The 24,837-nt window shown below is 35.4% G+C and carries 25 protein-coding genes; 7 read left to right on the top strand and 18 right to left on the bottom strand.

Going from position 1 to position 24,837, the window contains the following annotated elements:
* Positions 1 to 5: 5 nt before the first annotated feature.
* The 9 genes from Q5N69_RS15190 to Q5N69_RS15150 form a co-directional block, all read right to left on the bottom strand.
* Positions 6 to 815: a peptidoglycan DD-metalloendopeptidase family protein gene (locus Q5N69_RS15190; RefSeq protein WP_304369940.1), complete on the bottom strand. Its 810-nt coding sequence runs from the start codon at positions 813 to 815 to the stop codon at positions 6 to 8.
* A 54-nt stretch (positions 816 to 869) separates the two neighbouring features.
* On the bottom strand, positions 870 to 1,448 hold the full coding sequence (locus Q5N69_RS15185; protein ID WP_304369939.1) for a YqaA family protein: 579 nt from the start codon (positions 1,446 to 1,448) through the stop codon (positions 870 to 872).
* Positions 1,448 to 2,110 carry a protein-L-isoaspartate(D-aspartate) O-methyltransferase gene (locus tag Q5N69_RS15180; protein ID WP_304369938.1) on the bottom strand — a complete coding sequence of 221 codons (663 nt, stop codon included), beginning with the start codon at positions 2,108 to 2,110 and terminating at the stop codon, positions 1,448 to 1,450. Before Q5N69_RS15180 ends, Q5N69_RS15185 begins: the two co-directional genes overlap by 1 nt.
* A 61-nt stretch (positions 2,111 to 2,171) precedes the next feature.
* A complete protein-coding gene (gene surE / locus Q5N69_RS15175; protein WP_304369937.1) occupies positions 2,172 to 2,918 on the bottom strand; it encodes a 5'/3'-nucleotidase SurE in 747 nt (248 codons plus the stop codon).
* Positions 2,918 to 3,976, bottom strand: a complete 1,059-nt coding sequence (truD, locus tag Q5N69_RS15170; RefSeq protein WP_304369936.1) for a tRNA pseudouridine(13) synthase TruD — start codon at positions 3,974 to 3,976, stop codon at positions 2,918 to 2,920. The genes surE and truD overlap by 1 nt, the downstream gene beginning before the upstream one ends.
* Before the next feature lie 29 nt (positions 3,977 to 4,005).
* Positions 4,006 to 4,488, bottom strand: coding sequence for a 2-C-methyl-D-erythritol 2,4-cyclodiphosphate synthase (ispF, locus tag Q5N69_RS15165; RefSeq protein ID WP_304369935.1), 483 nt, complete (start codon positions 4,486 to 4,488; stop codon positions 4,006 to 4,008).
* Entirely contained in the window at positions 4,488 to 5,270 is a 783-nt protein-coding gene (gene ispD / locus Q5N69_RS15160) for a 2-C-methyl-D-erythritol 4-phosphate cytidylyltransferase (protein WP_304369934.1), read from the bottom strand. The genes ispF and ispD overlap by 1 nt, the downstream gene beginning before the upstream one ends.
* Before the next feature lie 2 nt (positions 5,271 to 5,272).
* On the bottom strand, positions 5,273 to 5,557 hold the full coding sequence (ftsB, locus tag Q5N69_RS15155; RefSeq protein ID WP_304369933.1) for a cell division protein FtsB: 285 nt from the start codon (positions 5,555 to 5,557) through the stop codon (positions 5,273 to 5,275).
* 192 nt (positions 5,558 to 5,749) lie between these two features.
* A complete protein-coding gene (locus tag Q5N69_RS15150; protein WP_304369932.1) occupies positions 5,750 to 6,370 on the bottom strand; it encodes a hypothetical protein in 621 nt (206 codons plus the stop codon).
* A gap of 269 nt (positions 6,371 to 6,639) precedes the next feature.
* Here Q5N69_RS15150 and Q5N69_RS15145 point away from each other — a divergent pair, with 269 nt between their 5' ends.
* Genes Q5N69_RS15145 through Q5N69_RS15130 form a run of 4 tightly spaced genes read left to right on the top strand, consistent with a single transcriptional unit; the run spans position 6,640 to position 10,282 of the window.
* Complete coding sequence (locus tag Q5N69_RS15145) at positions 6,640 to 7,269, top strand: paraquat-inducible protein A (protein ID WP_304369931.1); 630 nt, start codon at positions 6,640 to 6,642, stop codon at positions 7,267 to 7,269.
* Complete coding sequence (locus Q5N69_RS15140) at positions 7,266 to 7,889, top strand: paraquat-inducible protein A (RefSeq protein ID WP_304369930.1); 624 nt, start codon at positions 7,266 to 7,268, stop codon at positions 7,887 to 7,889. Before Q5N69_RS15145 ends, Q5N69_RS15140 begins: the two co-directional genes overlap by 4 nt.
* A complete protein-coding gene (pqiB, locus tag Q5N69_RS15135) occupies positions 7,873 to 9,516 on the top strand; it encodes an intermembrane transport protein PqiB (protein WP_304369929.1) in 1,644 nt (547 codons plus the stop codon). Before Q5N69_RS15140 ends, pqiB begins: the two co-directional genes overlap by 17 nt.
* 25 nt (positions 9,517 to 9,541) lie before the next feature.
* Complete coding sequence (locus Q5N69_RS15130; RefSeq protein ID WP_304369928.1) at positions 9,542 to 10,282, top strand: membrane integrity-associated transporter subunit PqiC; 741 nt, start codon at positions 9,542 to 9,544, stop codon at positions 10,280 to 10,282.
* 140 nt (positions 10,283 to 10,422) lie between these two features.
* Here the strand turns inward: Q5N69_RS15130 and eno are convergent, their stop codons facing one another.
* Complete coding sequence (eno, locus tag Q5N69_RS15125) at positions 10,423 to 11,721, bottom strand: phosphopyruvate hydratase (protein WP_304369927.1); 1,299 nt, start codon at positions 11,719 to 11,721, stop codon at positions 10,423 to 10,425.
* Positions 11,722 to 11,892: 171 nt separating this feature from the next.
* Entirely contained in the window at positions 11,893 to 13,530 is a 1,638-nt protein-coding gene (locus Q5N69_RS15120) for a CTP synthase (protein WP_304369926.1), read from the bottom strand.
* Positions 13,531 to 13,984: 454 nt separating this feature from the next.
* Between Q5N69_RS15120 and Q5N69_RS15115 the strand changes: the two genes are divergently transcribed.
* The gene (locus Q5N69_RS15115) at positions 13,985 to 14,569 is read left to right on the top strand and encodes a DUF4202 domain-containing protein (protein WP_304369925.1); all 585 of its coding nucleotides are present in this window, start codon (positions 13,985 to 13,987) and stop codon (positions 14,567 to 14,569) included.
* A 38-nt stretch (positions 14,570 to 14,607) separates the two neighbouring features.
* Here Q5N69_RS15115 and Q5N69_RS15110 read toward each other — a convergent pair whose 3' ends face one another.
* The 4 genes from Q5N69_RS15110 to Q5N69_RS15095 form a co-directional block, all read right to left on the bottom strand.
* Complete coding sequence (locus Q5N69_RS15110) at positions 14,608 to 14,991, bottom strand: YbaN family protein (protein ID WP_304369924.1); 384 nt, start codon at positions 14,989 to 14,991, stop codon at positions 14,608 to 14,610.
* Between the two features lie 260 nt (positions 14,992 to 15,251).
* Positions 15,252 to 16,256 carry an ABC transporter permease gene (locus Q5N69_RS15105; RefSeq protein WP_304369923.1) on the bottom strand — a complete coding sequence of 335 codons (1,005 nt, stop codon included), beginning with the start codon at positions 16,254 to 16,256 and terminating at the stop codon, positions 15,252 to 15,254.
* Between the two features lie 3 nt (positions 16,257 to 16,259).
* Positions 16,260 to 17,141, bottom strand: a complete 882-nt coding sequence (locus Q5N69_RS15100) for an ABC transporter ATP-binding protein (RefSeq protein WP_304369922.1) — start codon at positions 17,139 to 17,141, stop codon at positions 16,260 to 16,262.
* A 45-nt stretch (positions 17,142 to 17,186) separates the two neighbouring features.
* Positions 17,187 to 19,388: a GNAT family N-acetyltransferase gene (locus tag Q5N69_RS15095; RefSeq protein ID WP_304369921.1), complete on the bottom strand. Its 2,202-nt coding sequence runs from the start codon at positions 19,386 to 19,388 to the stop codon at positions 17,187 to 17,189.
* 161 nt (positions 19,389 to 19,549) lie between these two features.
* Between Q5N69_RS15095 and Q5N69_RS15090 the strand changes: the two genes are divergently transcribed.
* Both Q5N69_RS15090 and pdxH read left to right on the top strand, forming a co-directional pair.
* Positions 19,550 to 19,729, top strand: a complete 180-nt coding sequence (locus Q5N69_RS15090) for a PA3496 family putative envelope integrity protein (RefSeq protein WP_304369920.1) — start codon at positions 19,550 to 19,552, stop codon at positions 19,727 to 19,729.
* Between the two features lie 120 nt (positions 19,730 to 19,849).
* Complete coding sequence (gene pdxH / locus Q5N69_RS15085; protein ID WP_304369919.1) at positions 19,850 to 20,506, top strand: pyridoxamine 5'-phosphate oxidase; 657 nt, start codon at positions 19,850 to 19,852, stop codon at positions 20,504 to 20,506.
* 167 nt (positions 20,507 to 20,673) lie between these two features.
* Here the strand turns inward: pdxH and Q5N69_RS15080 are convergent, their stop codons facing one another.
* From Q5N69_RS15080 to Q5N69_RS15070, 3 genes are read right to left on the bottom strand one after another with little or no spacing between them, the layout of a single operon-like run.
* Positions 20,674 to 21,804 carry a sodium ion-translocating decarboxylase subunit beta gene (locus Q5N69_RS15080; RefSeq protein WP_304369918.1) on the bottom strand — a complete coding sequence of 377 codons (1,131 nt, stop codon included), beginning with the start codon at positions 21,802 to 21,804 and terminating at the stop codon, positions 20,674 to 20,676.
* An 8-nt stretch (positions 21,805 to 21,812) separates the two neighbouring features.
* On the bottom strand, positions 21,813 to 23,585 hold the full coding sequence (gene oadA, locus Q5N69_RS15075) for a sodium-extruding oxaloacetate decarboxylase subunit alpha (protein ID WP_304369917.1): 1,773 nt from the start codon (positions 23,583 to 23,585) through the stop codon (positions 21,813 to 21,815).
* Positions 23,586 to 23,606: 21 nt separating this feature from the next.
* Positions 23,607 to 23,870 carry an OadG family protein gene (locus Q5N69_RS15070; protein ID WP_304369916.1) on the bottom strand — a complete coding sequence of 88 codons (264 nt, stop codon included), beginning with the start codon at positions 23,868 to 23,870 and terminating at the stop codon, positions 23,607 to 23,609.
* Positions 23,871 to 24,837 lie beyond the last annotated feature (967 nt).

Below are 24,837 nucleotides of genomic sequence, written 5' to 3'. Positions count from 1 at the left end.
TATTATTATTTTTTCGACAAGTACTTCATAGGGTCTACAGATTTTCCTCTAAAGCGAACTTCAAAATGAAGCATAACTTTATCAGCATCTGTACTTCCCATCTTGGCTATTTTATCGCCGGCTTTAACCGTTTGTTGCTCTTTAACCAATATAAGGTCATTGTGGGCATAAGCGCTAAGATAATCTTCGTTGTGTTTAACTATGATTAACTTGCCATACCCAGTAAGCGCGTCTCCAGCATATACAACAATACCATCTGCTGTTGACAAAACAGGTTGTCCTCTACGGCCTGCAATATTTATCCCTTTACTTATTTGTTGTGTTGAAGAAAAGTAGGTAATAACTTTACCTTCTGTAGGCCACTTCCATTTACGAACCTTTTGATTTACATCGTTACTTTTCTTGTCTACAAATCCACCATACGCTTGATTTTTTTTCTGTGCAATAGGTTTTTTTACTACTTTAACATTGTCTATATTACCTTTACCCTTTTGTAACGGTTTTTTAACACTAGCAACCAATTGGTTAACCAAATCAAGCTTTTGGCCAGGGTAAATATGATATGGTGAATGAATATTATTTAGCTTAGCGATGTCTCTCACATCGATGCCAGATCGCCATGCTATTGAATATAAAGTTTCACCTTTTTTAACTATGTACTGAGTTGCTTTTATACTGTTTTTAATTTTTTTACTTAAAGGAATTGCACCTTGAACTTCTACAACAGGTGCTGGTGTTTTTCGAGATGAACAACTCGCTACTAATAAAATAAATAATACATAAAAGACGAAATTTATCGCTTTGCTACAATTCATAGTTAAATTAGTAAACCAATTCCAATGTAAAAAAATTAATGATCATAATTTAAGTTAGCGTAAAATCAGATAAGCGATAGCAATAATAGCAACAAGCGCCCAACCAAGTCGGTCAGCCCATTGTCTTAATTTTTCTTCCATTGCTACTCCGCCCCACTTAATCAAACCTGCAACCAAGAAGAAACGCATGCCTCGGCCAATAGCTGAAGCGATTAAGAATGGAATAAATGCCATTTGCAATAAACCCGCACTAACGGTAAATAGTTTGTAAGGTACTGGCGAGAAACCAGCTAAAAAAACCACCCAAATACCATACTGAGCAAACCAAGCCATAACTTGATCAAAGCGATGCTGATAACCTAATTCGGTAATAATAGGTTGTATCCAAGGTTCAAACATTAAATAACCTAAAATATAACCACAAACACCTCCAAGTACTGATGCTACAGTTGTTAAGCTTGCAAATCGCCATGCTTTTTCAGGCTTTGATAACACCATAGGAGCCAATAAAACATCAGGGGGAATAGGAAATATAACGGATTCAGTGAAAGATAAAACAGCAAGTATATAAGGCGCAAATTTATGTTTTGCCCATTTTAGCGTCCAATCATAAAGAGCAGAAAATATTTTCATTAAGATAAAGCTCCTGGGACAAGGGGAACAAAACGAACAGCTTCAACTTGCTGTTCTGTGAATTGATCACCTTGACGTGTAATAATTTTTAAGATTTGTGTTTGTTCGCCAACAGGGATAATTAAACGCCCACCATCAGCTAGTTGATCTAATAGTGCTTGCGGCACAGATGATGGCGCAGCAGTTACTATAATCGCTTGAAAAGGTGCTTTACTACTCCAGCCTTTCCAGCCATCACCATGCTTCATTGAAACATTATGTAAGTCCATTGCTTGTAAGCGCCTTTTAGCTTGCCACTGTAAAGATTTAATACGCTCTACAGAAAACACTTTAGGTGTAAGTTGCGCTAAAATTGATGTTTGATAACCAGATCCAGTCCCTATCTCTAAGATACTTTCAGGTGTACCGTTAGCTAATAGTAACTCTGACATTTTAGCTACTATGTAGGGCTGTGAAATAGTTTGACCTTGTCCAATAGGCAATGCGGTATTATCGTAAGCTTTATGGGCTAGTATTTCTGGCACAAAAATATGTCTTGGAGAACGAGCTATCGCTTGTAAAACGTCAACACTTTTAATCCCTTCAGCATGTAATTTTTGTGCGAGTATTTCTCCACTTCGACTTGATTTACCACCAATACGACTTCCTACTCTGACATTCATATTCTACTCATTTTTATTTTTTTAGTTTTATTTTGATTCTTAAAAGGCTATTGCAAACGACTTACAATGAAAGTTCGTTCACCCATTTAGCCATGCTGTCTATACTTTTATAAGCCGTCATATCCACAGTTAACGGAGTAATTGAAGCAAACTTGTTTGCTATTGCATGAAAATCAGTTCCTTCTCCTGCGTCTAGTTCAGGACCAAGTTGTCCATACCAATATATATTTCTTCCCCATGGATCTTTCTGCTTTTGCATAGCTTCAGCTTGATGCCTATTGCCCAAGCGCGTAACTTTAATGCCTTTCAGCTCGGTTAAAGGTACGTCAGGTACATTAACATTCAATATTTGATCTTTAGGTAATGGGAAGTCTTTTAGACGTTTTATTAACTTAACGACAACCGCAGCTGCAGTATCAAAATGTTCATTACCCACTAAAGATACAGCAATGGCTGGCATCCCCATATGTCGGCCTTCTGTGGCTGCTGCTACTGTTCCTGAATATAAAGTATCGTCGCCTAAATTTGCACCATGATTTATTCCAGCCACAACTAAGTCTGGATGCGACTCCATAAGCTGACTAATACCTAAATGAACAGAGTCGGTTGGTGTACCATTAACGGCAATAAAACCATTTTCTAAAGTGTGAGTACGTAGCGGATTAACTAAAGTTAGTGAGTTACTTGCACCACTGCAGTTTCTATCTGGTGCAACAAGTGTCACATCAAACTCTTTAGCTAGATGTTCAAATAATACTTTGATACCTAATGCATGAACACCATCGTCGTTACTGAGCAATATTCTCATTAAGCGTGCCCTTGTCGTTGAGTAAGATCGGTATAATCCAATAATTCACGTATAACTGTTGTTGCATAAGAACCAGCAGGCAATGAAAAATCTAAAACAACAGTGTTGTTTTCACCATCTTTAGTAACCGTTATGTTTGCGTTATCGACACAGAGGCGAATTCTACGACGTTCTTGTTTTAATCCAAACTTCGCCAAACCATCACAAAAGTCCTGGAACTGACTACCTATGCTTTGTTCGAATACTTGAATTTGTTTTGTCGACATTAAATCGCCAGCGCCCCACATGGGTGCTGTTATATCTATGTCTTTTTCAGAAAAACGTTTTCTTATGCTGTCATCAACTTCGTCGGCAATAAATACAGATTGGGTGCCGGCCAGCATACATACATCGCCATCAGTTAATTGGTCAAATTGATTGTTTTTAATTCTCTCATCAATCATGGTATTAAATATTAATGAACGCGCTGCTGAGAGATAAATACCTCTTTTCTTTTTATCTTTTACTTTTGTGCCTGAAAATAACGAAAGGGCTTTTTCAATGTTACCGCCTTCAATACCAAAACGCTGTTCGCCAAAGTAATTAGGAACACCATGCGCAACAATAGCGTGCCAGCGTCTAACAAGCTCTTCAACTTCAGTCACTTTTTTTAAGGTGATTTGAAAACGATTACCCGTTAGTGCACCAATGCGAAGTTTTTTGTTATGACGAGCACTCGATAGCACCTCAACACCTTCAATTGATAACTCAGATAAGTCGAAAACAGTTTTACCAGGAACATGAATACCAAACCATTGTTCGGTCACAGCAAAGCGATCTTTTAAGCCAGCATAAGATACTAAGTTTTCTTTAACGCCAAAATGCTTTGCTAGTTGTTTTGCGATAAAAGCCGTGTTTTCACCTGTTTTTCTTACATGAATAAATAGGTGTTCACCTTCACCGCAAGGTTGAAATGGTAAGTTTTCAAACACTTTAAAGTCAGCCATTTCGCTACGTAGAAAGCCTGTAGATGTTGGTTGTCCGTATAAGTATGTAAATTTTGGCAATGCAGTATTCAAGTTGATTTCTCTATATTTGTAGGTAAATATTAAAGTGCGCTTTTAGGCATAAGTAAAACAACGGCATGAACAGCTACGCCCTCTTTACGTCCTGCATAACCTAATTTTTCAGTGGTTGTAGCTTTAACATTCACTTGAGAAATTTGAGCATTTAAATCTTCAGATAAACACGTTCTCATATCCAATAAATGCGGTGCAATTTTAGGTGCTTGTGCAACAATAGTTATATCTGCATTACCTAATTCAAAACCTTGTTCATCCATTAAACCGACAACATGACGTAATAAAATTCGGCTTGAGATATTTTCGTATTGACCATCGGTATCAGGAAAGTGATTGCCAATATCAGCTAAACACAAAGCCCCTAAAATAGCGTCACATAAAGCATGAATAGCTACATCACCATCAGAGTGCGCTACAAAGCCATACTCATAAGGAATACTAATACCGGCTAATACTAAAGGACCTTTACCACCAAATTTATGTACATCAAAACCATGTCCTATGCGCATTATTTTACCTTTTGGGAAATTTTATGAATTGTGCTTGTTGTTTGTTCAGCATTTTGCTGAGAAATAATAAAGCTGGCTAGGGTTAAATCATCAGGTCGAGTAATTTTTATATTATTACCATTACCTTCAACCAACAAACTGCCAAACCCTGCATATTCTATGGCAGATGATTCATCAGTTATAGTGATGTTGCTCTGTAATGCTTGTGAAATAGCTGAAATTAATTCATTCGTTTTATATAACTGAGGTGTTAACGCATGCCATAAGTCTTCACGCTCAATAGTTTTTTCAACCATTTCTTTATTTGTTGATGCAATATTTTTTTGGTGCGAGTGAACAGAGCGAGCTTTTTTCATAGTATCGCGAACAGGATATGCCAATAAACCACCGCAGTTATTTCTTTGTGTTTGATCTATCAGCGCTGATATATCATCTAAACTCACACAAGGACGAGCCGCATCGTGCACCATCACCCAAGGAAAATCTTCGCTATTTATAGAGTGTAGACCAGCTAACACGGAATCGACACGTTCTGCACCACCATGCACAACCGATATATTAGAATTAACATTTAAAGCAGTATCTTTAAAATACTCATCGCCTTCACTAATCGCAATAACCACGTGGGCAATTAATGGATGAGAGAGCAACCTAAAAACCGTATGCTCTAAAATAGTTTGCTGATCAATACTTAAATATTGTTTTGGACATTGCGCCTTCATTCTTTTACCTACGCCAGCAGCAGGTACAACAACAACAAATTTTTCACAGATTGGACTCATATTTACTGAGTATCCTTTTGGGAGACAATACGATAAAACGTTTCGTTATCTTTGATCATGCCTAATTCATTTCTTGCTCTTTCTTCTATACCTTCAACACCTGACTTTAAGTCATCAGTGTCGGCATACAATACTTTGTTACGTTGAATAAGTTTATCGTTGTCTGCACGTTGTCTGTCTACATCATTTTCTAATGCTATGTAGTCAGGCACACTATTCTTCCCAAACCACAAACGATGTTGTAGTAAGGCTAAAAATACTAGCAGGATGATAATAATTACTCTCATAAAAGCTGGCTGATACACAAGTCCTAAAGCGTTGCCCCATTATAAGAGTCGAGCTGCCTGTGTAAACTATAATTACGAGTAAACCTTATAATTTGTTGGTTAATGAAGCAAAAATTCAAACTAAATTTTGGTAATTGATTAAGAATGTAAATGGATGTGTTGATTGAATAAAAAACGCGGCACTGTGTAATATTATAAAAAAATTGGCTTTTTGAAGTTACTCCAATTAATACTACAAGAGATCAAAAGCTCTCTTAGGCTTGGCATCACAGGAATGGATTTATGATCGTTAACCCAAGAATGTCCAGAACATGCAGCTGTCATTACGCGTTTATTAGGTTTTAAAAGCTGATACCTACTATTTTCTTCTGATGTGTTTTCATTAAAAGAAAACCAGCCATGTACATTGGTTCTAAAGCGGTATTTTTCTATATCTATTCTGTCAATACAGTCTAGGGCAATATGGTTATCATGAACAATTGGAACCACTAAACCATGCTTTAACTCTATTTTTTCATACCATTGATTAACCGTTGTTTTATCTTGATTTGATATAGGCATACGAGCGACCTGCTTTGCAGACCAACTAGCATTTTGAACGTCTATCATTAAAGGCGTTGAACATTGCATCATAGCTCGCGCCGTTCGATTTACATAATAAGGTAAACTTTTTAAACGCCCTTGTAATGACTCAATTGAAATATTATCGGTATTAGCAAGCGTTTGTAATTCTCGTTCGTACAAAGCATTACAAAATTCAGCAAAATCTGAAGTTTGTTGTTCGCCTTTCCAAAGAGAAACTTGCTCGGTCATAAATACTTAGAGGTTATAAGGTTTGTGGATAATATTTAAGCATACTTCATTGATCACAAAAGATAAATCGACTTATTAGCTAAATAACCATAGGATTAAATTAATCGGTAATAAAATAATATAACTTAAATATTTATCTAATGATGAATAAATGTAATTTTTAGTAACGATTTAATTATAAGTAAGCAGTTGAAATACTGGTAAATAATATGATTTATAGCTAAGCTACAACACAGCTATCCATCACGAAACTCAAGTCTTTAATTGAAATGAAAAAACGTAAAATTGCATGCCATGATTGTGATTTACTTATGCTAATTCCACCTTTAAAGCATAGGCAGAAAGCTCAGTGTCCTCGCTGTGGTTATGTATTAACGCGTTTTTATCAACATTCACAATTAAAGTTATTTGTAAGTAGCTTAGTGGCTTTAATCTTTTTAGGCTTTTCTTTAAACTTTCCCTTCATTATTTTTAGTATTCATGGCAATGAAAAAACACTAACCTTACTGCAATCTATTCAAAATATTGAAAACCTGACTTATCTACTTATATCGGCACTTTTAGCTTTTACTGCGTTTATTATTCCTCTATGCTTTTTGCTCTGTATTATTTATATTTCCTGGTCGTTTAGAAAAAAAAGGCTACTACCTTTAACAAATCTTATTCTGAAATTAACTGTATTGCTTAAACCTTGGAACATGGCAGAAATATTTATTATTAGTATTTTAGTAAGTTTTATAAAAGTACAAACCATGGCATCCATCGAATTTGGTTATGCACTTGCTTTTTATTTATTGTTTATCATGAGCTTATCCGCTACTTTTATTTACTTTGATAAGTATCAACTATGGTCTTTATACCAACTAAAAAGTAAACACGAACGAAGAGCTACCGAATGATCACAGCAAATAATGAAAAACTCTGCCAATGCCCTATTTGTTTGATGCTCAATGCTGCTTCAAACGTATACTGTGAACAATGTCATGCTCACTTAACGAATATCAATCCTAAGTGTATTCAGCAAACCATGTCTTTGTTGTTAACTTCTTATTTGCTTTTTATTCCTGCAAACTTTTTACCTATGATGGTAACCACGGTTTTAGGCAGTAAGACCGAAAGTACAATATTGGGCGGTGTTGTTTTATTGTGGCAACATCAATCCTACCTTGTTGCTTTAATTATATTTTTTGCCAGTATCGTTATTCCTTTAGGAAAACTATTTGCTTTAAGCTGGCTATGTTATCAGGCAAATTACACTGGCTTTAGCTCTAAAAAAATGGCTTATCGCTCTTACCATATTACTGAGTTTATTGGTAAATGGTCTATGGTTGATATTTACGTTGTATCCATTTTAGTCGCTCTTGTGAATATGGGCGAAATTGTTAAAATTGAAGCTGGTTTTGCTGCCGCAGCTTTTACAGGCTTTGTATTAATGACTATGTTAGCGGCAAATACTTTTGATCCCCGCCTTATTTGGCAATCTAAACCCATTGAGGCTACAAATGACTCCAGAAAATAACGAACTTCCTGAAGCGGTTGTTAAACCAGTAAACAGAATATCGACTATTTGGCTTATTCCATTAATTGCCTTAACGATTGGTGCTTGGATGGTTATTGACCAATGGTTAAAACAAGGACCATTAATCACAATTGAGTTTTCTAATGCACAAGGTATTAGCCCTAAAGAAAGTTTAATCAAACTTAGAAATATTACTGTCGGAAAAGTTGTTGATATTAAACTTAACGATAAGTTAGATGGCGTTATTGTTAGCGCAAGAATGAATAGAAAAGCCAGTGAACTACTCACAAAAGACAGTAACTTTTGGGTAGTTAAACCTCGTGTAAGTCTGAGCAGTGTTTCTGGTTTATCAACAATATTGTCAGGCTATTTCATTGAATTTTCACCCGGCGAAGAGAAGACGTCTAAATACCACTTTGTTGGTTTAGAAAACCCACCTTCTACGCCTATCGGCACACCTGGTTTACATATCACCTTAGACAGCAGCAGTGATAATGCATTTGATATTGGCGCGCCAGTCCTCTTTAGAGGAAGCCAAGCAGGACGTATAGAGTACGCACATTTAAATACCGAAGAAGGTAAAATGTACTACAACGTTTTTATCGAAGCGCCTTACGATAAATTAATTACAACCAATACGCGTTTTTGGGAAGTAACCGGTATTGATTTTGAGTTATCAGGTCAAGGGGTTCGAATAAATACTGGCACAATAGAAACATTACTCGGTGGTGGTGTATCTTTCGATGTTCCTGCTTATTTAACGAAAGGCGAACCAATAAAAGAACATGCACAATTTTCTATTTTCCCTAATAAACAAAAAGTTAATGAGCGTGTATTTTATGCTGCTCAAAGTTACATGCTGTTATTCAATCAATCAATACGAGGCTTAAAGCCTGGTTCGCCTGTTGAATATAAAGGTTTACATATAGGTGAAGTGGTTAGAACTGATATCGATTACCCTGAAATGAGTAATGTTTTAGATAAAAATACGCTGTTGCCTATTATGATAAAGATTTATCCTGGTCGCCTTGGCTTAAAAGATGACGAAATTGGTTTACATAAAATGCAAAGAGATATGAATCAATGGATAACATCAGGTTTACATGGCGCTATAAGTAATAACAACCTATTACTAGGCAGTAAATATATCGAACTTAAGTACATTGATAGTTCATTAGAAGCACCCGAAACTTTCGGTGATTTGTTATTAATCCCTACCGCTGACGATGAGTTAGAACAAGTAATGACTAGGGTTAGCAACATAACTAAATCAATTGAAGAAATCCCTTTTAATGACATAATCAAAAGTACATCCAAAGCTTTAAAAGTGATAACAGAATCAATGGATCAATTTGATTCTACTTCCGAACGCTTTGAAAACTTATTAAACGATCCAAAAAGCCAAACACTTATTGCGCAAATTAACTCAACATTAAAAGGGGTTGAGAGCCTAACTAAAAGTTATTCTGATGGTTCTAAAACAAACCAACAACTTAATGATGTATTGCAAAGCTTAGATAAAACCATAAACAATTTAACGCCTTTAATCATGAAGTTAAATATGCAACCTAACCGTTTAATTTTTAACTCTGACAATGCTGAAGTTCAGCCGACAGCAGGCAATTAATAAAGGCATAAAAATGGAACACTTAATGAGAACTTATATTAAACATTTTAGTAGAAGAAAAATAAGATCAAGTTCATTTAATAAAGCCCTAGTTTTTACATTTGCTTTAGTAGGCTTAGGGTGTTCAAGCACTGAAGTTGGACTGCAATATTATTCACTCAATGCTATTTCATCACAGCCAACAAATGAAGCTTCATTAGCAAACAATGAAGATAATACCTTTGTTGTACTTAATAACGTAGAGATGGCTGACTTCCTAAATACAGGCGGTTTAGTGATGCAGATAGATTCTCATCAAATACATATATCAAACCAACACCTTTGGGGAGATAAGTTACCAAAAGCTATTGAAACACACTTAATTTCGTCTTTATCAAATAAAGAAAGCATGCTTTACCTTGAGCATAAAAACTCAAGCAATAGTCGAATAGCTGACAAACATCTAACCTTATACTTTGAACAATTTACAGTAACAAACGAAAACACTGATAGACCAAGTGAAACAGTAATTTCAGGCAGTTACATTATCGAAACAAAAGCCGAAACAAACATCGATGAGAAAGTCAGTACAAAAACTGAATTTCAAAACAGAAACCAACAAAGAAAGCATCGCAAACGTAATAATGCGATGGACAGTAAAAAAGCCTTCTTCGATATTCGCCAGCCATTAACTCAAGATGGTTACAACCATGCGGTAGAAAGCTTTAAAGTGTCTTTAAATCGTTTAAGTGGGCAAATACAAAAAGATCTAATTGTTACAGATTAGCTTTAGCGATAAAAAACTTATTTCACCTCAATTACATACATAAAAAAAGCCACTAAAAAGTGGCTTTTTGTATCTGTAATTACTCAGTCTTAAAGACTAAAGCTAATCTAAATGGATATAAACTAGGTTATTAACAGTAATTACTGACCTTTAACTTCTGACAAACCGTTAAAGATAGCTTTATCACCTAAGAATTCTTCTATACGTAATAATTGGTTGTACTTAGAAACACGGTCAGAACGACATAAAGAACCAGTTTTAATTTGACCTGCAGCAGTACCAACAGCTAAATCAGCGATAGTTGCATCTTCAGTTTCACCTGAACGATGAGAAATAACAGCAGTAAAACCAGCATCTTTAGCCATTTTAATTGCAGCTAGAGTTTCGGTTAAAGAACCAATTTGGTTAAACTTAATTAAGATAGAGTTACCAATACCTTGCTCGATACCACGTGCTAAGATTTTAGTGTTTGTAACGAATAAATCATCACCAACGATTTGAACTTTATCGCCAAGAATTTTAGTTTGGTATGCAAAACCATCCCAATCTGACTCATCTAAGCCATCTTCAATTGATACAATTGGGTATTCTTCACAAAGCGTTGCTAAGAAATCAGAGAATTCGTTTGCAGTGAATTGCTTACCTTCACCTTTAAGGTCGTAAATACCTTTGTCTGCATCGTAAAACTCAGAAGCAGCACAATCCATAGCTAAAGTAACGTCTTTACCTAATTCGTAACCAGCAGCTGCAACAGCTTCTTTGATTACTGCTAATGCATCAGCATTAGAGGCTAAATCAGGGGCAAAACCACCTTCATCACCAACTGCAGTATTTAAACCTTTAGCTGATAATACTTTCTTAAGTGCATGGAAAATTTCAGCACCCATGCGTAAAGCTTCTTTAAAGCTGTCAGCGCCAACAGGTTGGATCATAAATTCTTGAATATCAACGTTGTTATCAGCATGCTCACCACCATTGATGATGTTCATCATAGGTAAAGGTAAAGAGTAAACACCTGGAGTACCATTTAAGTCAGCAATGTGTTCGAATAATTGTACATTTTTAGCGTTAGCTGCTGCTTTAGCTACTGCTAAAGAAACAGCTAGGATTGCATTAGCACCAAATTTTTCTTTGTTTTCTGTGCCATCTAAATCAATCATGATTTGATCAATTTCAGCTTGTTGTAATGAGTCTTTACCCATTAACGCAGGAGCAATGTTATCGTTTATTGCCGCAACTGCTTTTAAAACACCTTTACCTAAGTAACGTGATTTATCACCATCGCGTAATTCTAATGCTTCGCGTGAACCTGTAGACGCGCCAGAAGGAGCTGCAGCTCTACCCCAAGCACCTGATTCTAAATAAACATCAGCTTCAACAGTTGGGTTACCACGAGAGTCCATTATTTCACGAGCAATGATTTTACTAATATTCGACATGTCTTATCCTATTTTATTAAAAAATCGTTATCTGCACCTACAGCGATAAAGAGTACAGTTAACGGTAACATTCACATTTTATTATATCTAAAACAAATTTATTTTTTAGAACATTCAATTATGTTAAATACTCTAAATAAAAAACCGCAGCTTTAGGCTACGGCTTTATTTTTATGATTGATCGTTTTTCTGATGCTCAAATGCTGCAGCAACAAAACTTTCAAACAATGGGTGTCCATCACGAGGAGTTGAATTAAACTCTGGATGGAACTGCCCAGCAATAAACCAAGGATGATCAGGCAGTTCAATAACTTCTACTAATGTTTTGTCTGTAGAAAGTCCTGAAAATACTAAACCAGCTTTACTCAGTTGATCTCTATAATTGTTATTTACTTCATAACGGTGACGGTGTCTTTCGTAAATAGTGTCACTTCCATAAACTTCACGTACTTTGGTACCTGGCAATAAATGACATAATTGAGAGCCTAAACGCATAGTGCCACCTAAGTCTGAGTCTTCATGACGATACTCAACTTGGCCTTCTTCATCTAACCATTCGTTAATTAAGCCAACAACAGGTGCTGATGTTTCAGATGAAAATTCTGTGCTGTGAGCATCAGTTAAACCAGCAACATTACGCGCAAAGTCAATTAAAGCAACTTGCATACCTAAACAAATGCCTAAGAAAGGTATTTTATTCTCACGAGCATATTGCGCCGTAAGTATTTTACCTTCAACACCACGTTCACCAAAACCGCCAGGAATAAGAATAGCATCAAGATCTTTAAGGATTTCAACACCTTTATTCTCTACATTTTGAGAATCTACATATTGAATTCTAACGGTTATTTGATTTTTTAAACCTGCATGTTTAAGAGCTTCGTTTACTGATTTGTATGCGTCAGGTAATTCAATATATTTACCTACCATACCTATAACAACTTCGCCTTTAGGGTTAGCTTCTTGATAAAGAACTTGTTCCCATTCGCTTAAATCAGCTTCAGGGACATCTAAGCCAAAACGCTTAACCACTAATTCATCAGTGCCTTGAGCTTTCAATAACGCTGGCACTTTATAAATGCTGTCAACATCACGCATTGAAACAACTGCTTTCGCTTCAACGTTAGTAAACAAAGATATTTTTGCTCGCTCATTAGCTGGAATAGCTTTTTCGCTACGACAAACTAAGATGTCTGGGAAAATACCAATTGAGCGTAATTCTTTAACAGAATGCTGTGTTGGTTTAGTTTTAATTTCACCAGCAGCAGCAATGTATGGAACAAGTGTTAAATGCATGAACATTGCGCGTTCACGACCTAACTCAACACCTAACTGACGAATAGCTTCTAAAAACGGTTGTGATTCAATATCACCAACAGTTCCGCCAATCTCAACCATAGCGATATCGTAACCTTCAGCACCTTCAATAACTCGACGTTTAATGTCGTTAGTAATATGAGGAATAACTTGAATAGTTGCACCTAAAAACTCACCTTTACGCTCACGAGCAAGAATATCTTGATAGATTCTTCCTGTTGTAAAGTTGTTGCGTTTAGTCATTTTGGTACGAATAAAACGCTCGTAGTGACCTAAATCTAGATCGGTTTCAGCGCCATCTTCTGTAACAAATACTTCACCATGCTGAATAGGACTCATAGTACCTGGGTCAACATTAATATAAGGGTCAAGTTTAAGCATGGTAACCTTAAGGCCACGGGCTTCAAGAATTGCAGCTAAAGATGCAGCAGCAATACCTTTTCCAAGAGACGATACAACGCCACCTGTTACAAAAATATATCTAGTTGTCATGTGATACCAAAGTCGGATAAGCAGAATTTTGCGTTAAATTGAAGCTTGTGATTTGTTACACAAATCAATCTAACAGGACGGGAAAGTATTATACTTAAATCTCAATTAAACGACAATATATTAGATGCTCTATATGTAATTAAATATAAGTCATTACAAAGTAAATGATATTGTATAAGTGTCACTGCAAAATCAAATGTGATAGCAAATTGATTGATGAGAAGAGTTACTCCCTTGTCAAACATAATAGCGAAGCATATAAGCCTTTAAAAATGGTATTTTAGAGCTCATTAATATGTCAGTGACATCACAAAACTACGAATAAGCAAAATGACTATATTTCAATAATTTTATTTGTTCTAGGTCTGTTAATGTAGTTCTAAGTTGGTTAATTTATTATTTAAATTGGTATAATAGGTTAATATAAATTATCAAAATCATTTAGGTACTTACCATGACAAACCCTCAACTAACCTCTGTTCTTTCTGCTATTGATGCAATTAACAGTGAAGACCCAAATACCACTATGGTTGATGGCAGCCCGCAACCTAAAGAATTATTATATGGGCAATACATGACAGCGTGTATAAACAAATACTGGCCTGAAGCAAATGAGTTATTACAAATAGCAGTACGAGCTCAACATATTAAACGTTGGCATTTATTACGTACTGAATTTGATGCAGGTAAAGCTGGATATTTGAAATGGCGTATTGAACAAGGAAAATTTCACGCTCAACTTACTAAAAGCTTGATGTTAGAAAATGGTTATTCAGAAGAAGATGCTGAAACAACAGCTAAGATATTGCGTAAAGAAAAGTTAAAATCGAACCCTGATACACAAACGTTAGAAGATGTTGCTTGTTTAGTATTTTTACAGCATTACTTTGATGCGTTTGCGGCTAAACATACTGAAGAAAAAATCATTAGAATATTACAGCTTACGTGGCGAAAAATGTCAGACCAAGCTCATGAAATTGCACTTAAGTTAACCTTACCAGATCACTTAGCTGCTTTGGTTGGCAAGGCTTTAGCTTAATATTTGTATTAAGAATTTGAGATAAAAATTTAGACTACCTATGAGCTAGTTCGTTTCGCAATAGGTAGTCTATACACAAATATAGCCGGTCCTATCATTAAAGAAATAACTAAAACTTTGAGCCAAATATTTTCAAGCATGTAACACGACCACGCTCCTGCTAGCACCATAGAACATAAAGAAATCATTTTAGACTTTTGCGATATAGATCGTGAATCTTGCCAATCAATTATCAACTGACCAAATAATTTACTGTTTAATAACTTGTTGTAAAAGTAAGGTGACGATTTAGCGAAGCACCCTGCTGCTACCAACAAAAACGGTGTTGTTGGTAACAAAGGTAAAACAGCACCAAATATAGCTAAAACAACAAACAAACAGCCAGTGCTTTTTAAAAGGAAATTTTGAATAGATAACCTCATATCTGATCAATAATACCAAGTTCATTAATTAACTGCTCATTTTTAACGGTTAAAATTAATAATAACGGCGTTATAAAATTTATAAGTAGAATAACTACTTACTAAATTTTATGCCTTGTAATTATCCATTTTTCCTCATGAAAAAGTAGATCACTTCATTAATCAAATTGGTATAAATCTATACATAAAAAATAAAAACAATAAATCTTATGTCTTTAAGTATAGCTAAAAAGGTAATTTTAGCTAACTCAACCAATAACTTATCGTTCTGTGTTCCAACTAAATAAAGCAGAGCCTAAAATTAGAAATAGCGAACACATAGCAACTAAGCACCATAAGTGAAAACTTATATCTGCTAAGCTTGCGCCTTCAGTAATAATTTTACGTGCTCCCGATACTAAATGCGTTAATGGCAAGAAATTAGAAAAAGTTTGAATTGCACTTGGAGCACCCTCTAAACTAAACCAAACACCTGATAACAACATCATCGGCCATGATGTTAAATTTAATAAGCCACCAATCAATTCTTCACTTTTACTTCGACTCGCCACTAAAAGCCCTAAAGTAATTAAGCTAAAGGCACCTAAAGCACCAATAATAAATAAGTCTAAATAACTGCCTAACATGTAAAAATCGAAGAAAATGTTACAGCCAATATAAACAGTACTCGACATAAACATAACAATAAATAAGCGTGATACTAATTGAGCTGAAACAAATTCAAAAGCAGATAAAGGCGTTGCTTTTAAACGCTTAAGCACTGAATTTTTTCTATATCTAACAATAACGTAGCCTACACCAAACAAGCAGCTAAACATCATATTCATACCTAAAATACCCGGTAGAACCCAATCAACATAACGGATGGGTTTGCCTTGTGTGGTTATTCGTTGGTAATCTGAATGGTCATTTTGAAAGATTTTTTCAACTAAATAACTATTAGGTGCGCCTTCATTTACCCAATATTTCTTTAGGTTAAAATCTACTAGCAAGTCTATAGCATGATGTTCAAGCTTTGTGGTGGCTAGTGTCACATCATTATAATCAACAAAGTCTATGTACTTAGTTTCAATAAAACTTGATTGTGACGTAGGTAAATTAACAACCCCAATTTTATAAACTCCACGACCATCACCTGAAAAAACAAATGATAAGCCAGCTAACATTAAAACAGGAAATAATATGTTCCAACCTAAAGAAGATCTGTCTCTAAAAAACTCAAGATTACGAGCTTTTACTACAGCAAAAAAGCGTTTGAAATTCATCAATTAATCCCTCAAAGAGTAGCCAGTTAGTTTTAAAAACAAATCATCTAAGTTAGCTGACTTTACATGTAGACCTTCTAGCGAGACTTTATTCTCAATCAATTGTGTTAAGGTTTTTTCCACATGTTGCGTAGTGATTTCTACCCTATCGCCTTGTACTTCACCTTGAAATTTTTCAATGAGTTCTGTATTTAAATGCATAGCAGGTAGGTAGATAAAAATACTTTCGAAATGCTTATTTAGTAAAGCCTCAGGTGTACCCGATTCAATAATTTTACCATGATCCATAATCACCACTTCATCACACAATTGTTCCGCTTCGTCCATGTAATGTGTCGTTAAAATAATCGTTTTATCTTCTGCTTTAATATTCTTAATCAGCTGCCAGAAATTACGACGTGCTTGTGGATCTAATCCTGTTGTCGGCTCATCGAGAAAAATAATTTCAGGATCGTTAATCAAAGCCAGCGCCAATAATAAACGTTGTCTTTGACCACCTGAAAGTAAGCGGTTATTTTTATTTAAAAATTCACTTAAGTCACACAACTGAATCAATTTATCTTGAGACACGGTTTTATCGTAAAAGGCAGCAAATAGATTTAAGGTTTCTTTTACCGTTAAAAAATCTTGTAATGCCGTATTTTGAAATTGAATACCTATTTGCTGAGAGATTGTTGAATCAACAGGCTTACCTTTATATAAAACATTGCCATGAGAGGCAGGAATAATACCTTCCATTATTTCAATCGTGGTGGTTTTCCCTGCCCCATTAGGGCCTAGTAAGCCAAAACAATGCCCTTTTTTTATTGAGAAACTCACATTATCTACAGCATTTAAATTGCCGTATTTTTTGACTAAGTTTTCAACCGTGATCACTTCCTGCATATTTATTCCTGTTACCAAACCACAAAAGTTTTATATAAAAATATCTTATTTATTTTTTTGACAATAACTTTCGATGAATTTAATTAAATGATTGTTAAAGGCTTTCTTTCCTGCAAACCCATAAGCTTCGGTTAGGCTAGAAACTTCTTGTCGCTGAAAGATTTTATTAATAATAGGTACCATATCTGGGTCAAAAGGCCTTTTCATTTGATGCTGTAACCACTTATGTAAATGATAAACACAAACACTATATTGACGTTTCTTCGTATAAAAATCGTCTATGGCTTTCAAGTCGAATTTATTAAGTATAGGCAAAGAATCTATTGGGCAATAAGTCATAATTTGCCAAACAAGTTCGGGTAAAAGATCTTTATATTGTTCTGCTAATAAGTAATCAAAGCTCTGATAAAAGTTATCTTCTATTTTATCTAAATACGGCTCATGTTGTTTATTTATCGCTTTTAATAATAAGGCGGAATGTTCACCACTGGCTTTGTCTTTAGTAAAACCTATTCGCGCAATTTTATAGGCTTGCTGCTGCCAAAAGTTAAGTAGTGTTTTATTTGCGCCAAAACTTGTTCCAATAAAATCAATACCAAGTTGTGAAGCATAACTCTCAATATAGGATAAGAACACACTACCTAAGCCCTTATCTTGTAACTCAGGAAGAATAGCAATACGCATCACTCTTAAATAAGAATAGTTAAAACTGTTTTCTTCGCCACAGTGCGTTAATAACGATTGTGGAATAAATTGATCTTTTAAGCGACGCTGATTACTCTGAATTAAGCCTTTTAACTGTTCATCTTCAGTTGCACCTTCTTTTAATAATAAGGCGACACCCAGTAATTGCTTTTGAGAAGACAAAGTTACAAGTGTTATGTTTGGATTATCAAGTAATAACCTAAGATCATTCGGTGACGTTTGATAATGTGCAGTAACAAGTACAGCAAAAACTTTCTGTAAAAGTAATTCATCCAACATTAAAGCTTCAGTGTTTACTTGTTCAAACTCAAGTAATGAGGAAGATAATGAAAAACCTTTAGGTAACTTAGGCGTTTCTGCATTCAACAAACAAAGATCATAAATAAAAGCTTCTACAGGATCATTTTCTGCCCATCTAATTGGCTGGCTAATATTTAAGGTTTTACTTTCTGGATATTTTTGCGCTACGTTCTTCTGAAATTTTAAGGTAAAGCTTCTTCCAGCCCCTTCGTATCCGTGAACCGTACTCGCAAACACCATTCGATGATGTTTTGCTAATAATTGATTTAAAAAATACAAAGGTATCGAAGCAGCTTCATCCACTAACAATAAGTTAAAAGTGGTTTTAGTTTTAATGAGTTCATCTACGGCAATAAACTGCACTGAGCCATTTTTATGTTCTAATCGGTTACTAGCAGAAATATTAATATCTGCAGCTGTTTGTTCTCCCTTTAAACTTTGAGTCAATTGCGTAAAAAACACATCAATTGATTTTCTATGAGTTGCGGTTATGGCTATATTTATTTGTGTTTGTGCATTTTTGAGTAATTCTGCACAGGCTATCGCTAAAGCAGAAGACTTGCCTCTTCCTCTATCCGCTGTTAATACAAGAGGACGATTGCGATGACCTTTTACCACTTGAATAACCTGTTTTACTGCCCTCAATTGTTCTTGAGTTAAACAGTTCATTTCGAGTAATGTTTTGTTGGCAGACCTTTCAAAATCTAAGCCTGAGCGAACAACCGAACCATGAAAAACTTTCGGGTTAGTAACACCATCAGCTTCCTTTATTATTGCAATGGCTTCATCATGTAAAATTTTATCGGCTAAACGTTGGTTAAAGAAACTGCCTCGATAAAAATCTGAACTTTCAATATTTTCAGGCATTACAATAAAAAGTATTCCACCTGAAACTAAAGTACCTGACAACGCCGCCAAAGCATCAATATTTAATTGCTCATGATAAAAAACAACAAACTGACTTTCTGTTCCGAGTTTATTCCTGAAGGTTTGTTTATTTACATTTCCGCAGATAGCCATATCGTCACTATAGATATACCACTGACTTTTATCTGAAGCCGAGCTAGTCGTAATTTCACTATCTAGGATTTTTTTGTCGGAAAAAGGATGTGATGTGACTTCCTGAAAAAGGGTATTTGCCCAAGATTGGCTTCCTTGCAGAATAACTATCTGTCGATGAAAACGCTTTAAAGCATTTTTAGAAAGCTCGGTTATGCATCGGTGAAAGTTGGCAGAAGTCATTTTTTGTCTGTTTTATGTATAAAATCAAAGCTGAGTTTACCAAGCAATGAAAAATATCGAAACAAACATAAATAAAATATTGAAAAACAAATTGGTAAAGTTATAATTTTTTCCTATATTCAGAGTAGGTCTCCTCAGGTTTAAGAAAACATAGGTGTTAAATGAGTGATGATATAAATAGCGTTGAAGATATCAATGATGATAGTACTTCTTACGACGATGATCTGGCCAAAGGAGATAAGGCAGAACGCAACAGCCAAGTAAGGCAACGCATTGAAGATATGCTAGAAAGAAAGCGTTTGAAAGAGCTTTTGGATGATAGCGATGATTGGGAGTTATAGTCACTAGATAACTTTACTTTAATTCGCTATCTAACAGCATAATTTAGATACACCCATTATTTTATTATCCTCAGCAATTAAAACTGATAAAATAATAAAAACTCCACTTGAATCAATTTAATGAACTTCATCGAAAAAATAAAATGTTTACTCACATTTGGTCAAGGAGTTGCTCTACCTTTACCTGATATTTCTTCTGAAACAGATCCTATAACTCTATTTGAGCAATGGTTTGATGATGCAAAAAAATCAGGTATTTTACTCCCTGAATCTATGTCCATTAGTACATGTAACCAAAATGGTCAGCCTCGTTCTAGAATGGTTTTACTGAAAGAATACAATGCTGATGGCTTTGTTTTTTACACTAATTATGGCAGCAGTAAAAGCCAAGAATTAGAAGCAAATAACAAGATATCTATTCTTTTTCATTGGAATGTTTTGCAACGTCAAATTCGTATAGAAGGTGAAGTATCAAAAACTTCAGCAGAACAATCTAAACGATACTTTCATAGTAGAGATAGAGGCAGTCAAATTGGTGCTTGGGCTTCTAAACAAAGCACTAAGTTAACATCATCTGATGAATTAAAAGAACGTGAAGCTTATTACAAGAAGAAGTTCGCTGGTTTAGCTGAAATCCCTTACCCTGAGTTTTGGGGTGGCTGGAATGTTAAGCCGACTTATATTGAATTCTGGCAAGGCAGAGCGAGTAGATTACACGATAGAATCTGTTTTGAAAAACATGACAACGAATGGACTCACTTCAAACGTCACCCATAGTTATTTGAGTTTTTTGAGTTTTTTGAGTTTTTTGAGTTTTTTGAGTTTTTACATACTTAAACAAGAACTAAGATAATAATCTTAGGACAATAAAAAACGCAAACATTACTGTTTGCGTTTTTTTTTCATAACACGTTAATAAACTTTTAACGTGTTATAAATTATTATCAGCCAACTAGGGCTAACAAAATACCTGCAGCAACAGCTGAACCTAATACACCGGCAACATTAGGACCCATAGCATGCATTAACAAGAAGTTATGCGGGTTAGCTTCTAAGCCAACCTTGTTTGCTACACGAGCCGCCATAGGTACAGCAGAAACACCAGCAGCACCAATTAATGGGTTGATAGGGTCTTTACTCACTTTATTCATAAACTTAGCCATCAATACACCTGATGCGGTACCAATAGAGAAAGCAACAGCTCCTAAGCCTAAAATACCTAAAGTTTCCACATTTAAGAATGCATGAGAGCTCAACTTAGAACCTACACCTAAACCTAAGAATATTGTAGTAATGTTAATTAATTCGTTTTGAGCTGTTGTACTTAAACGATCTACAACACCAGACTCACGCATTAAGTTACCTAAACAGAACATACCTACTAGCGGAGTGGCTGATGGTAAAAAGAATATCGTCATTAGCAATACGCCTAATGGGAATATAATTTTTTCTATTTTAGTAACGTGACGTAACTGTGCCATTTCAATTTTACGTTCATCAACGCTTGTTAAAGCACGCATAATTGGTGGTTGGATAATAGGAACAAGTGCCATGTATGAGTATGCAGCAACAGCGATAGCACCTAATAATTCAGGAGCCAGCTTAGAGGCTAAAAATATTGCTGTAGGGCCATCGGCACCACCAATAATCGCAATAGCTGAAGCATCTTTTAGAGTAAATTCAATACCTGGAACTGCATTCAAAGCAATAGCGCCAAATAAAGTAGCAAATATACCAAACTGAGCTGCGGCCCCTAAAAACAACATTTTAGGGTTAGCGATAAGCGCCCCAAAATCTGTCATAGCACCTACACCCATAAATATAATTAATGGGAATATGCCAGTATCGATACCTGCGTAATATATGTAATGTAATAGTCCGCCTACTTCAGAAAAACCAGCAACAGGAATATTGGTTAATATCGCACCAAACCCCATAGGAAGTAATAATAATGGTTCAAAGTTACGTGCTATTGCTAAATACAATAACCCACAACCAACCAACATCATTACAACTTGACCAGCTTCAAAGTTAGCTAAGCCAGTAGACAACCATAATGTATGTAATGCTTCCATTATTTCACCTATGCTAAGCTAAGTAAGGTGTCACCAACTGTTACAGAGTCACCCTCTCTAACATGTATAGCAACAATTTCGCCTGCGCTTACTGCACGAATTTCTGTTTCCATTTTCATTGCTTCCATAACAATTACAACTTCACCAGCTTCTACAGTATCGCCTTCATTGACTAACACTTTAAAAATGTTACCCGCTAAAGGTGCATTCAATGTTTCTGCAGCACTTACTGAAGTTGATTGCTTAAGTACTTCACCGCCTGGGGCATGTGCAACACTTTCAAGACTTCCACCAGGAGCAACAACAACATCATAAACCTTACCGTCAACACTCACTGCATAGTTCTCAGTGGCTGTGTTTGATTCCGACTTAGGAGCTGACTTAGCAGACTCTTTAGTTGGAACAGGCTCAAATGCTGATGGATTATTACGATTCTCTAAGAATTTCAAACCAATTTGAGGGAATAACGCATACGTTAATACATCGTCAATTACATCGTCAGCAAGTGTTATTGATTTTTCTTTAGCTAAACCAGTTAGCTCTACTGATAAGTTATCTAATTCAGGTTCAATTAAATCAGCAGGACGGCATGTAATGGCTTCTGCGCCATCTAACACTCTTGCTTGAAGTTCTGCATCAACTGGAGAAGCTGTAGCGCCATATTCACCTTTTAGGATGCCAGCAGTTTCTTTAGTAATAGATTTGTAACGCTCGCCTGTTAATACGTTTAATACTGATTGCGTACCTACAATTTGAGATGTTGGTGTAACTAGAGGAATATTACCTAATTCTTTACGTACACGAGGGATCTCTTTTAATACTTCATCAAATTTGTCTGAAGCACCCTGCTCTTTAAGTTGGCTTTCCATGTTAGTTAACATGCCACCAGGAACTTGAGCTAATAGAATACGAGCATCAACGCCTTTTAAACTACCTTCAAATTTAGCGTATTTCTCACGAACATCTCTAAAGTAAGCCGCAACTTCAGCCATTTTAACTACGTCTAAACCAGAGTCGCGTGGTGTGCCATCAACAATAGAAGCAATAGTTTCTGTTGGCGAGTGACCATATGTTTGGCTCATTGAAGAGATTGAAGTATCAATTACATCGATACCTGCATCAATCGCTTTCATATGTGTTGCAACACTTAAACCTGTTGTAGCATGACAATGCAATGCAATAGGTAAAGCAACCGTTTCTTTTAACTTGCCGATAAGTTCAGCCGCAAAATAGGGTTTAAGTAAACCAGACATATCTTTAATACATAAAGAATGTGCGCCCATATCTTCAAGTTGCTTAGCCATAGTTAACCAGCCTCCAAGAGTATGTACAGGGCTTTCGGTATAACTTAAAGTACCTTGAGCATGTGCACCCACTTTAACAGCGGCTTTGATTGATGTTTCTAAGTTACGTACATCATTCATTGCATCAAAAATACGGAAAACGTCAACACCATTTACATGAGCACGTTCTACAAACTTTTCTACTACGTCATCAGCATAATGACGGTAGCCTAAAATGTTTTGTCCGCGAAATAACATTTGTTGTTTCGTTTTAGGCATAGCTTTCTTAAGAGCACGGATACGTTCCCAAGGATCTTCACCTAAATAACGAATACACGAGTCGAATGTTGCTCCACCCCATGATTCAATTGACCAATACCCAATATCATCTAATGTTGATGCAATGGGTAGCATATCTTCAAGGCGTAACCTTGTTGCTAGTAGTGATTGATGACCGTCACGTAAGACGACCTCAGTGATACCTAATGGCTTTGACATGGAAATGCTCCTATGTTTTTTTTAATTATGTTTGCTACGGTATTGTGAAACAGCTGAAGATATAGCGGCAACTACACTTGGCGAAACACTACCTGCAGAATTTGTTGAGGCTTTTGCAGCTCTCGGCGATTTAGTTTGTGGTTTAGCATCAGGATATCTGATAGCTAACTTAGCTAATACAGCGTTAATAAAAATTACTAACAAGCCAAGAAATGCAAAAACAAAAACCATACCCGCAAGCATCAATGTGCCTGCTTCAATAAATAACTCGTTTAGATGTTCCATTTTAGAACCTCAGGTCACTCTAAAGTGTAATTAGAATAAAGACTCCAATTACTAAAAACAATTTGTTTTTGTGCGTTTCAGAAAAATAGTTTTTGTCAATAGTTTATATCAATTTATATTCACTTATATTAATAATTATTCAGAACATATTATAAGAAAAACAAAATTGTATACAATCCTTAAAGTCATTAAGACTTATATTTAGAGGCCTAAATAAATTACTGTATACAATATCGAAACAAAGGTATTTTTAATATAATTATTCATATTATTAAGATAAGTAGAAAACTGATTATTAATAGCTAAAATTTCTTCTATAAATAACTCTCATAACTATTGAGATAAACTCCCTATAAACCACACTCACACTTATTCATTAACACCACAAATTCAGTAATGTTATTTGTATAAGCTCAAATAAAAAATCAAGCCTAGCCTACGAACTACAATGTATAACCTTAGAACAATTTGTTCCATTCAAAGAAACACAATTAATGCATAAAAGTATCATTACTTTTAATCAAGATAGCATCAAAAAACTTTTTGTACTTGTAATTAAATTAAAAACAACGGGCGTCCCTTCACATTGAGCACGGGTTAAGATCTACCGCAAAGAAAAATATTCTGTAAATAAAATATGAAATAAGTCTTTTATTGAAGGAGCACTAGATGATTTTGTTTAGCTTGGTGAATAACCTGATTTCTTGATAAGCAAAGTAACTCAATGAACTATTTTTATTGAATGTTGTGACATTCAATATCTCGAGTTAAGGTTAAATCAAACAAACTTTTGTGAGGTGTAATAAATTAAACGGTTTTAAACCTTTGTAGATTATAATTGAAGAATTTTAGACGAAAAAAAACCAGTCCGAAGACTGGTTTTTCTTTTTAAAGTGGTGGGCGCGGCAGGAGTCGAACCTGCGACCGCCTGGTTCGTAGCCAGGTACTCTATCCAGCTGAGCTACGC

Source organism: Pseudocolwellia sp. AS88 (genome assembly GCF_030551755.1).
Lineage (GTDB): Bacteria > Pseudomonadota > Gammaproteobacteria > Enterobacterales > Alteromonadaceae > Pseudocolwellia.
The sequence above is the reverse complement of the archived record's forward strand: the minus strand, read 5'-3'. Positions and strand labels throughout refer to the sequence as shown.

Bases quoted from the DNA above. Each gene is read 5' to 3' on its own strand.
- Q5N69_RS15190 (WP_304369940.1), bottom strand. From the start codon at position 815: ATGAATTGTAGCAAAGCGATAAATTTCGTCTTTTATGTATTATTTATT.
- Q5N69_RS15185 (WP_304369939.1), bottom strand. From the start codon at position 1,448: ATGAAAATATTTTCTGCTCTTTATGATTGGACGCTAAAATGGGCAAAA.
- Q5N69_RS15180 (WP_304369938.1), bottom strand. From the start codon at position 2,110: ATGAATGTCAGAGTAGGAAGTCGTATTGGTGGTAAATCAAGTCGAAGT.
- surE (WP_304369937.1), bottom strand. From the start codon at position 2,918: ATGAGAATATTGCTCAGTAACGACGATGGTGTTCATGCATTAGGTATC.
- ispF (WP_304369935.1), bottom strand. From the start codon at position 4,488: ATGCGCATAGGACATGGTTTTGATGTACATAAATTTGGTGGTAAAGGT.
- ispD (WP_304369934.1), bottom strand. From the start codon at position 5,270: ATGAGTCCAATCTGTGAAAAATTTGTTGTTGTTGTACCTGCTGCTGGC.
- ftsB (WP_304369933.1), bottom strand. From the start codon at position 5,557: ATGAGAGTAATTATTATCATCCTGCTAGTATTTTTAGCCTTACTACAA.
- Q5N69_RS15150 (WP_304369932.1), bottom strand. From the start codon at position 6,370: ATGACCGAGCAAGTTTCTCTTTGGAAAGGCGAACAACAAACTTCAGAT.
- Q5N69_RS15145 (WP_304369931.1), top strand. From the start codon at position 6,640: ATGAAAAAACGTAAAATTGCATGCCATGATTGTGATTTACTTATGCTA.
- Q5N69_RS15140 (WP_304369930.1), top strand. From the start codon at position 7,266: ATGATCACAGCAAATAATGAAAAACTCTGCCAATGCCCTATTTGTTTG.
- pqiB (WP_304369929.1), top strand. From the start codon at position 7,873: ATGACTCCAGAAAATAACGAACTTCCTGAAGCGGTTGTTAAACCAGTA.
- Q5N69_RS15130 (WP_304369928.1), top strand. From the start codon at position 9,542: ATGAGAACTTATATTAAACATTTTAGTAGAAGAAAAATAAGATCAAGT.
- eno (WP_304369927.1), bottom strand. From the start codon at position 11,721: ATGTCGAATATTAGTAAAATCATTGCTCGTGAAATAATGGACTCTCGT.
- Q5N69_RS15120 (WP_304369926.1), bottom strand. From the start codon at position 13,530: ATGACAACTAGATATATTTTTGTAACAGGTGGCGTTGTATCGTCTCTT.
- Q5N69_RS15115 (WP_304369925.1), top strand. From the start codon at position 13,985: ATGACAAACCCTCAACTAACCTCTGTTCTTTCTGCTATTGATGCAATT.
- Q5N69_RS15110 (WP_304369924.1), bottom strand. From the start codon at position 14,991: ATGAGGTTATCTATTCAAAATTTCCTTTTAAAAAGCACTGGCTGTTTG.
- Q5N69_RS15105 (WP_304369923.1), bottom strand. From the start codon at position 16,256: ATGAATTTCAAACGCTTTTTTGCTGTAGTAAAAGCTCGTAATCTTGAG.
- Q5N69_RS15100 (WP_304369922.1), bottom strand. From the start codon at position 17,141: ATGCAGGAAGTGATCACGGTTGAAAACTTAGTCAAAAAATACGGCAAT.
- Q5N69_RS15095 (WP_304369921.1), bottom strand. From the start codon at position 19,388: ATGACTTCTGCCAACTTTCACCGATGCATAACCGAGCTTTCTAAAAAT.
- Q5N69_RS15090 (WP_304369920.1), top strand. From the start codon at position 19,550: ATGAGTGATGATATAAATAGCGTTGAAGATATCAATGATGATAGTACT.
- pdxH (WP_304369919.1), top strand. From the start codon at position 19,850: ATGAACTTCATCGAAAAAATAAAATGTTTACTCACATTTGGTCAAGGA.
- Q5N69_RS15080 (WP_304369918.1), bottom strand. From the start codon at position 21,804: ATGGAAGCATTACATACATTATGGTTGTCTACTGGCTTAGCTAACTTT.
- oadA (WP_304369917.1), bottom strand. From the start codon at position 23,585: ATGTCAAAGCCATTAGGTATCACTGAGGTCGTCTTACGTGACGGTCAT.
- Q5N69_RS15070 (WP_304369916.1), bottom strand. From the start codon at position 23,870: ATGGAACATCTAAACGAGTTATTTATTGAAGCAGGCACATTGATGCTT.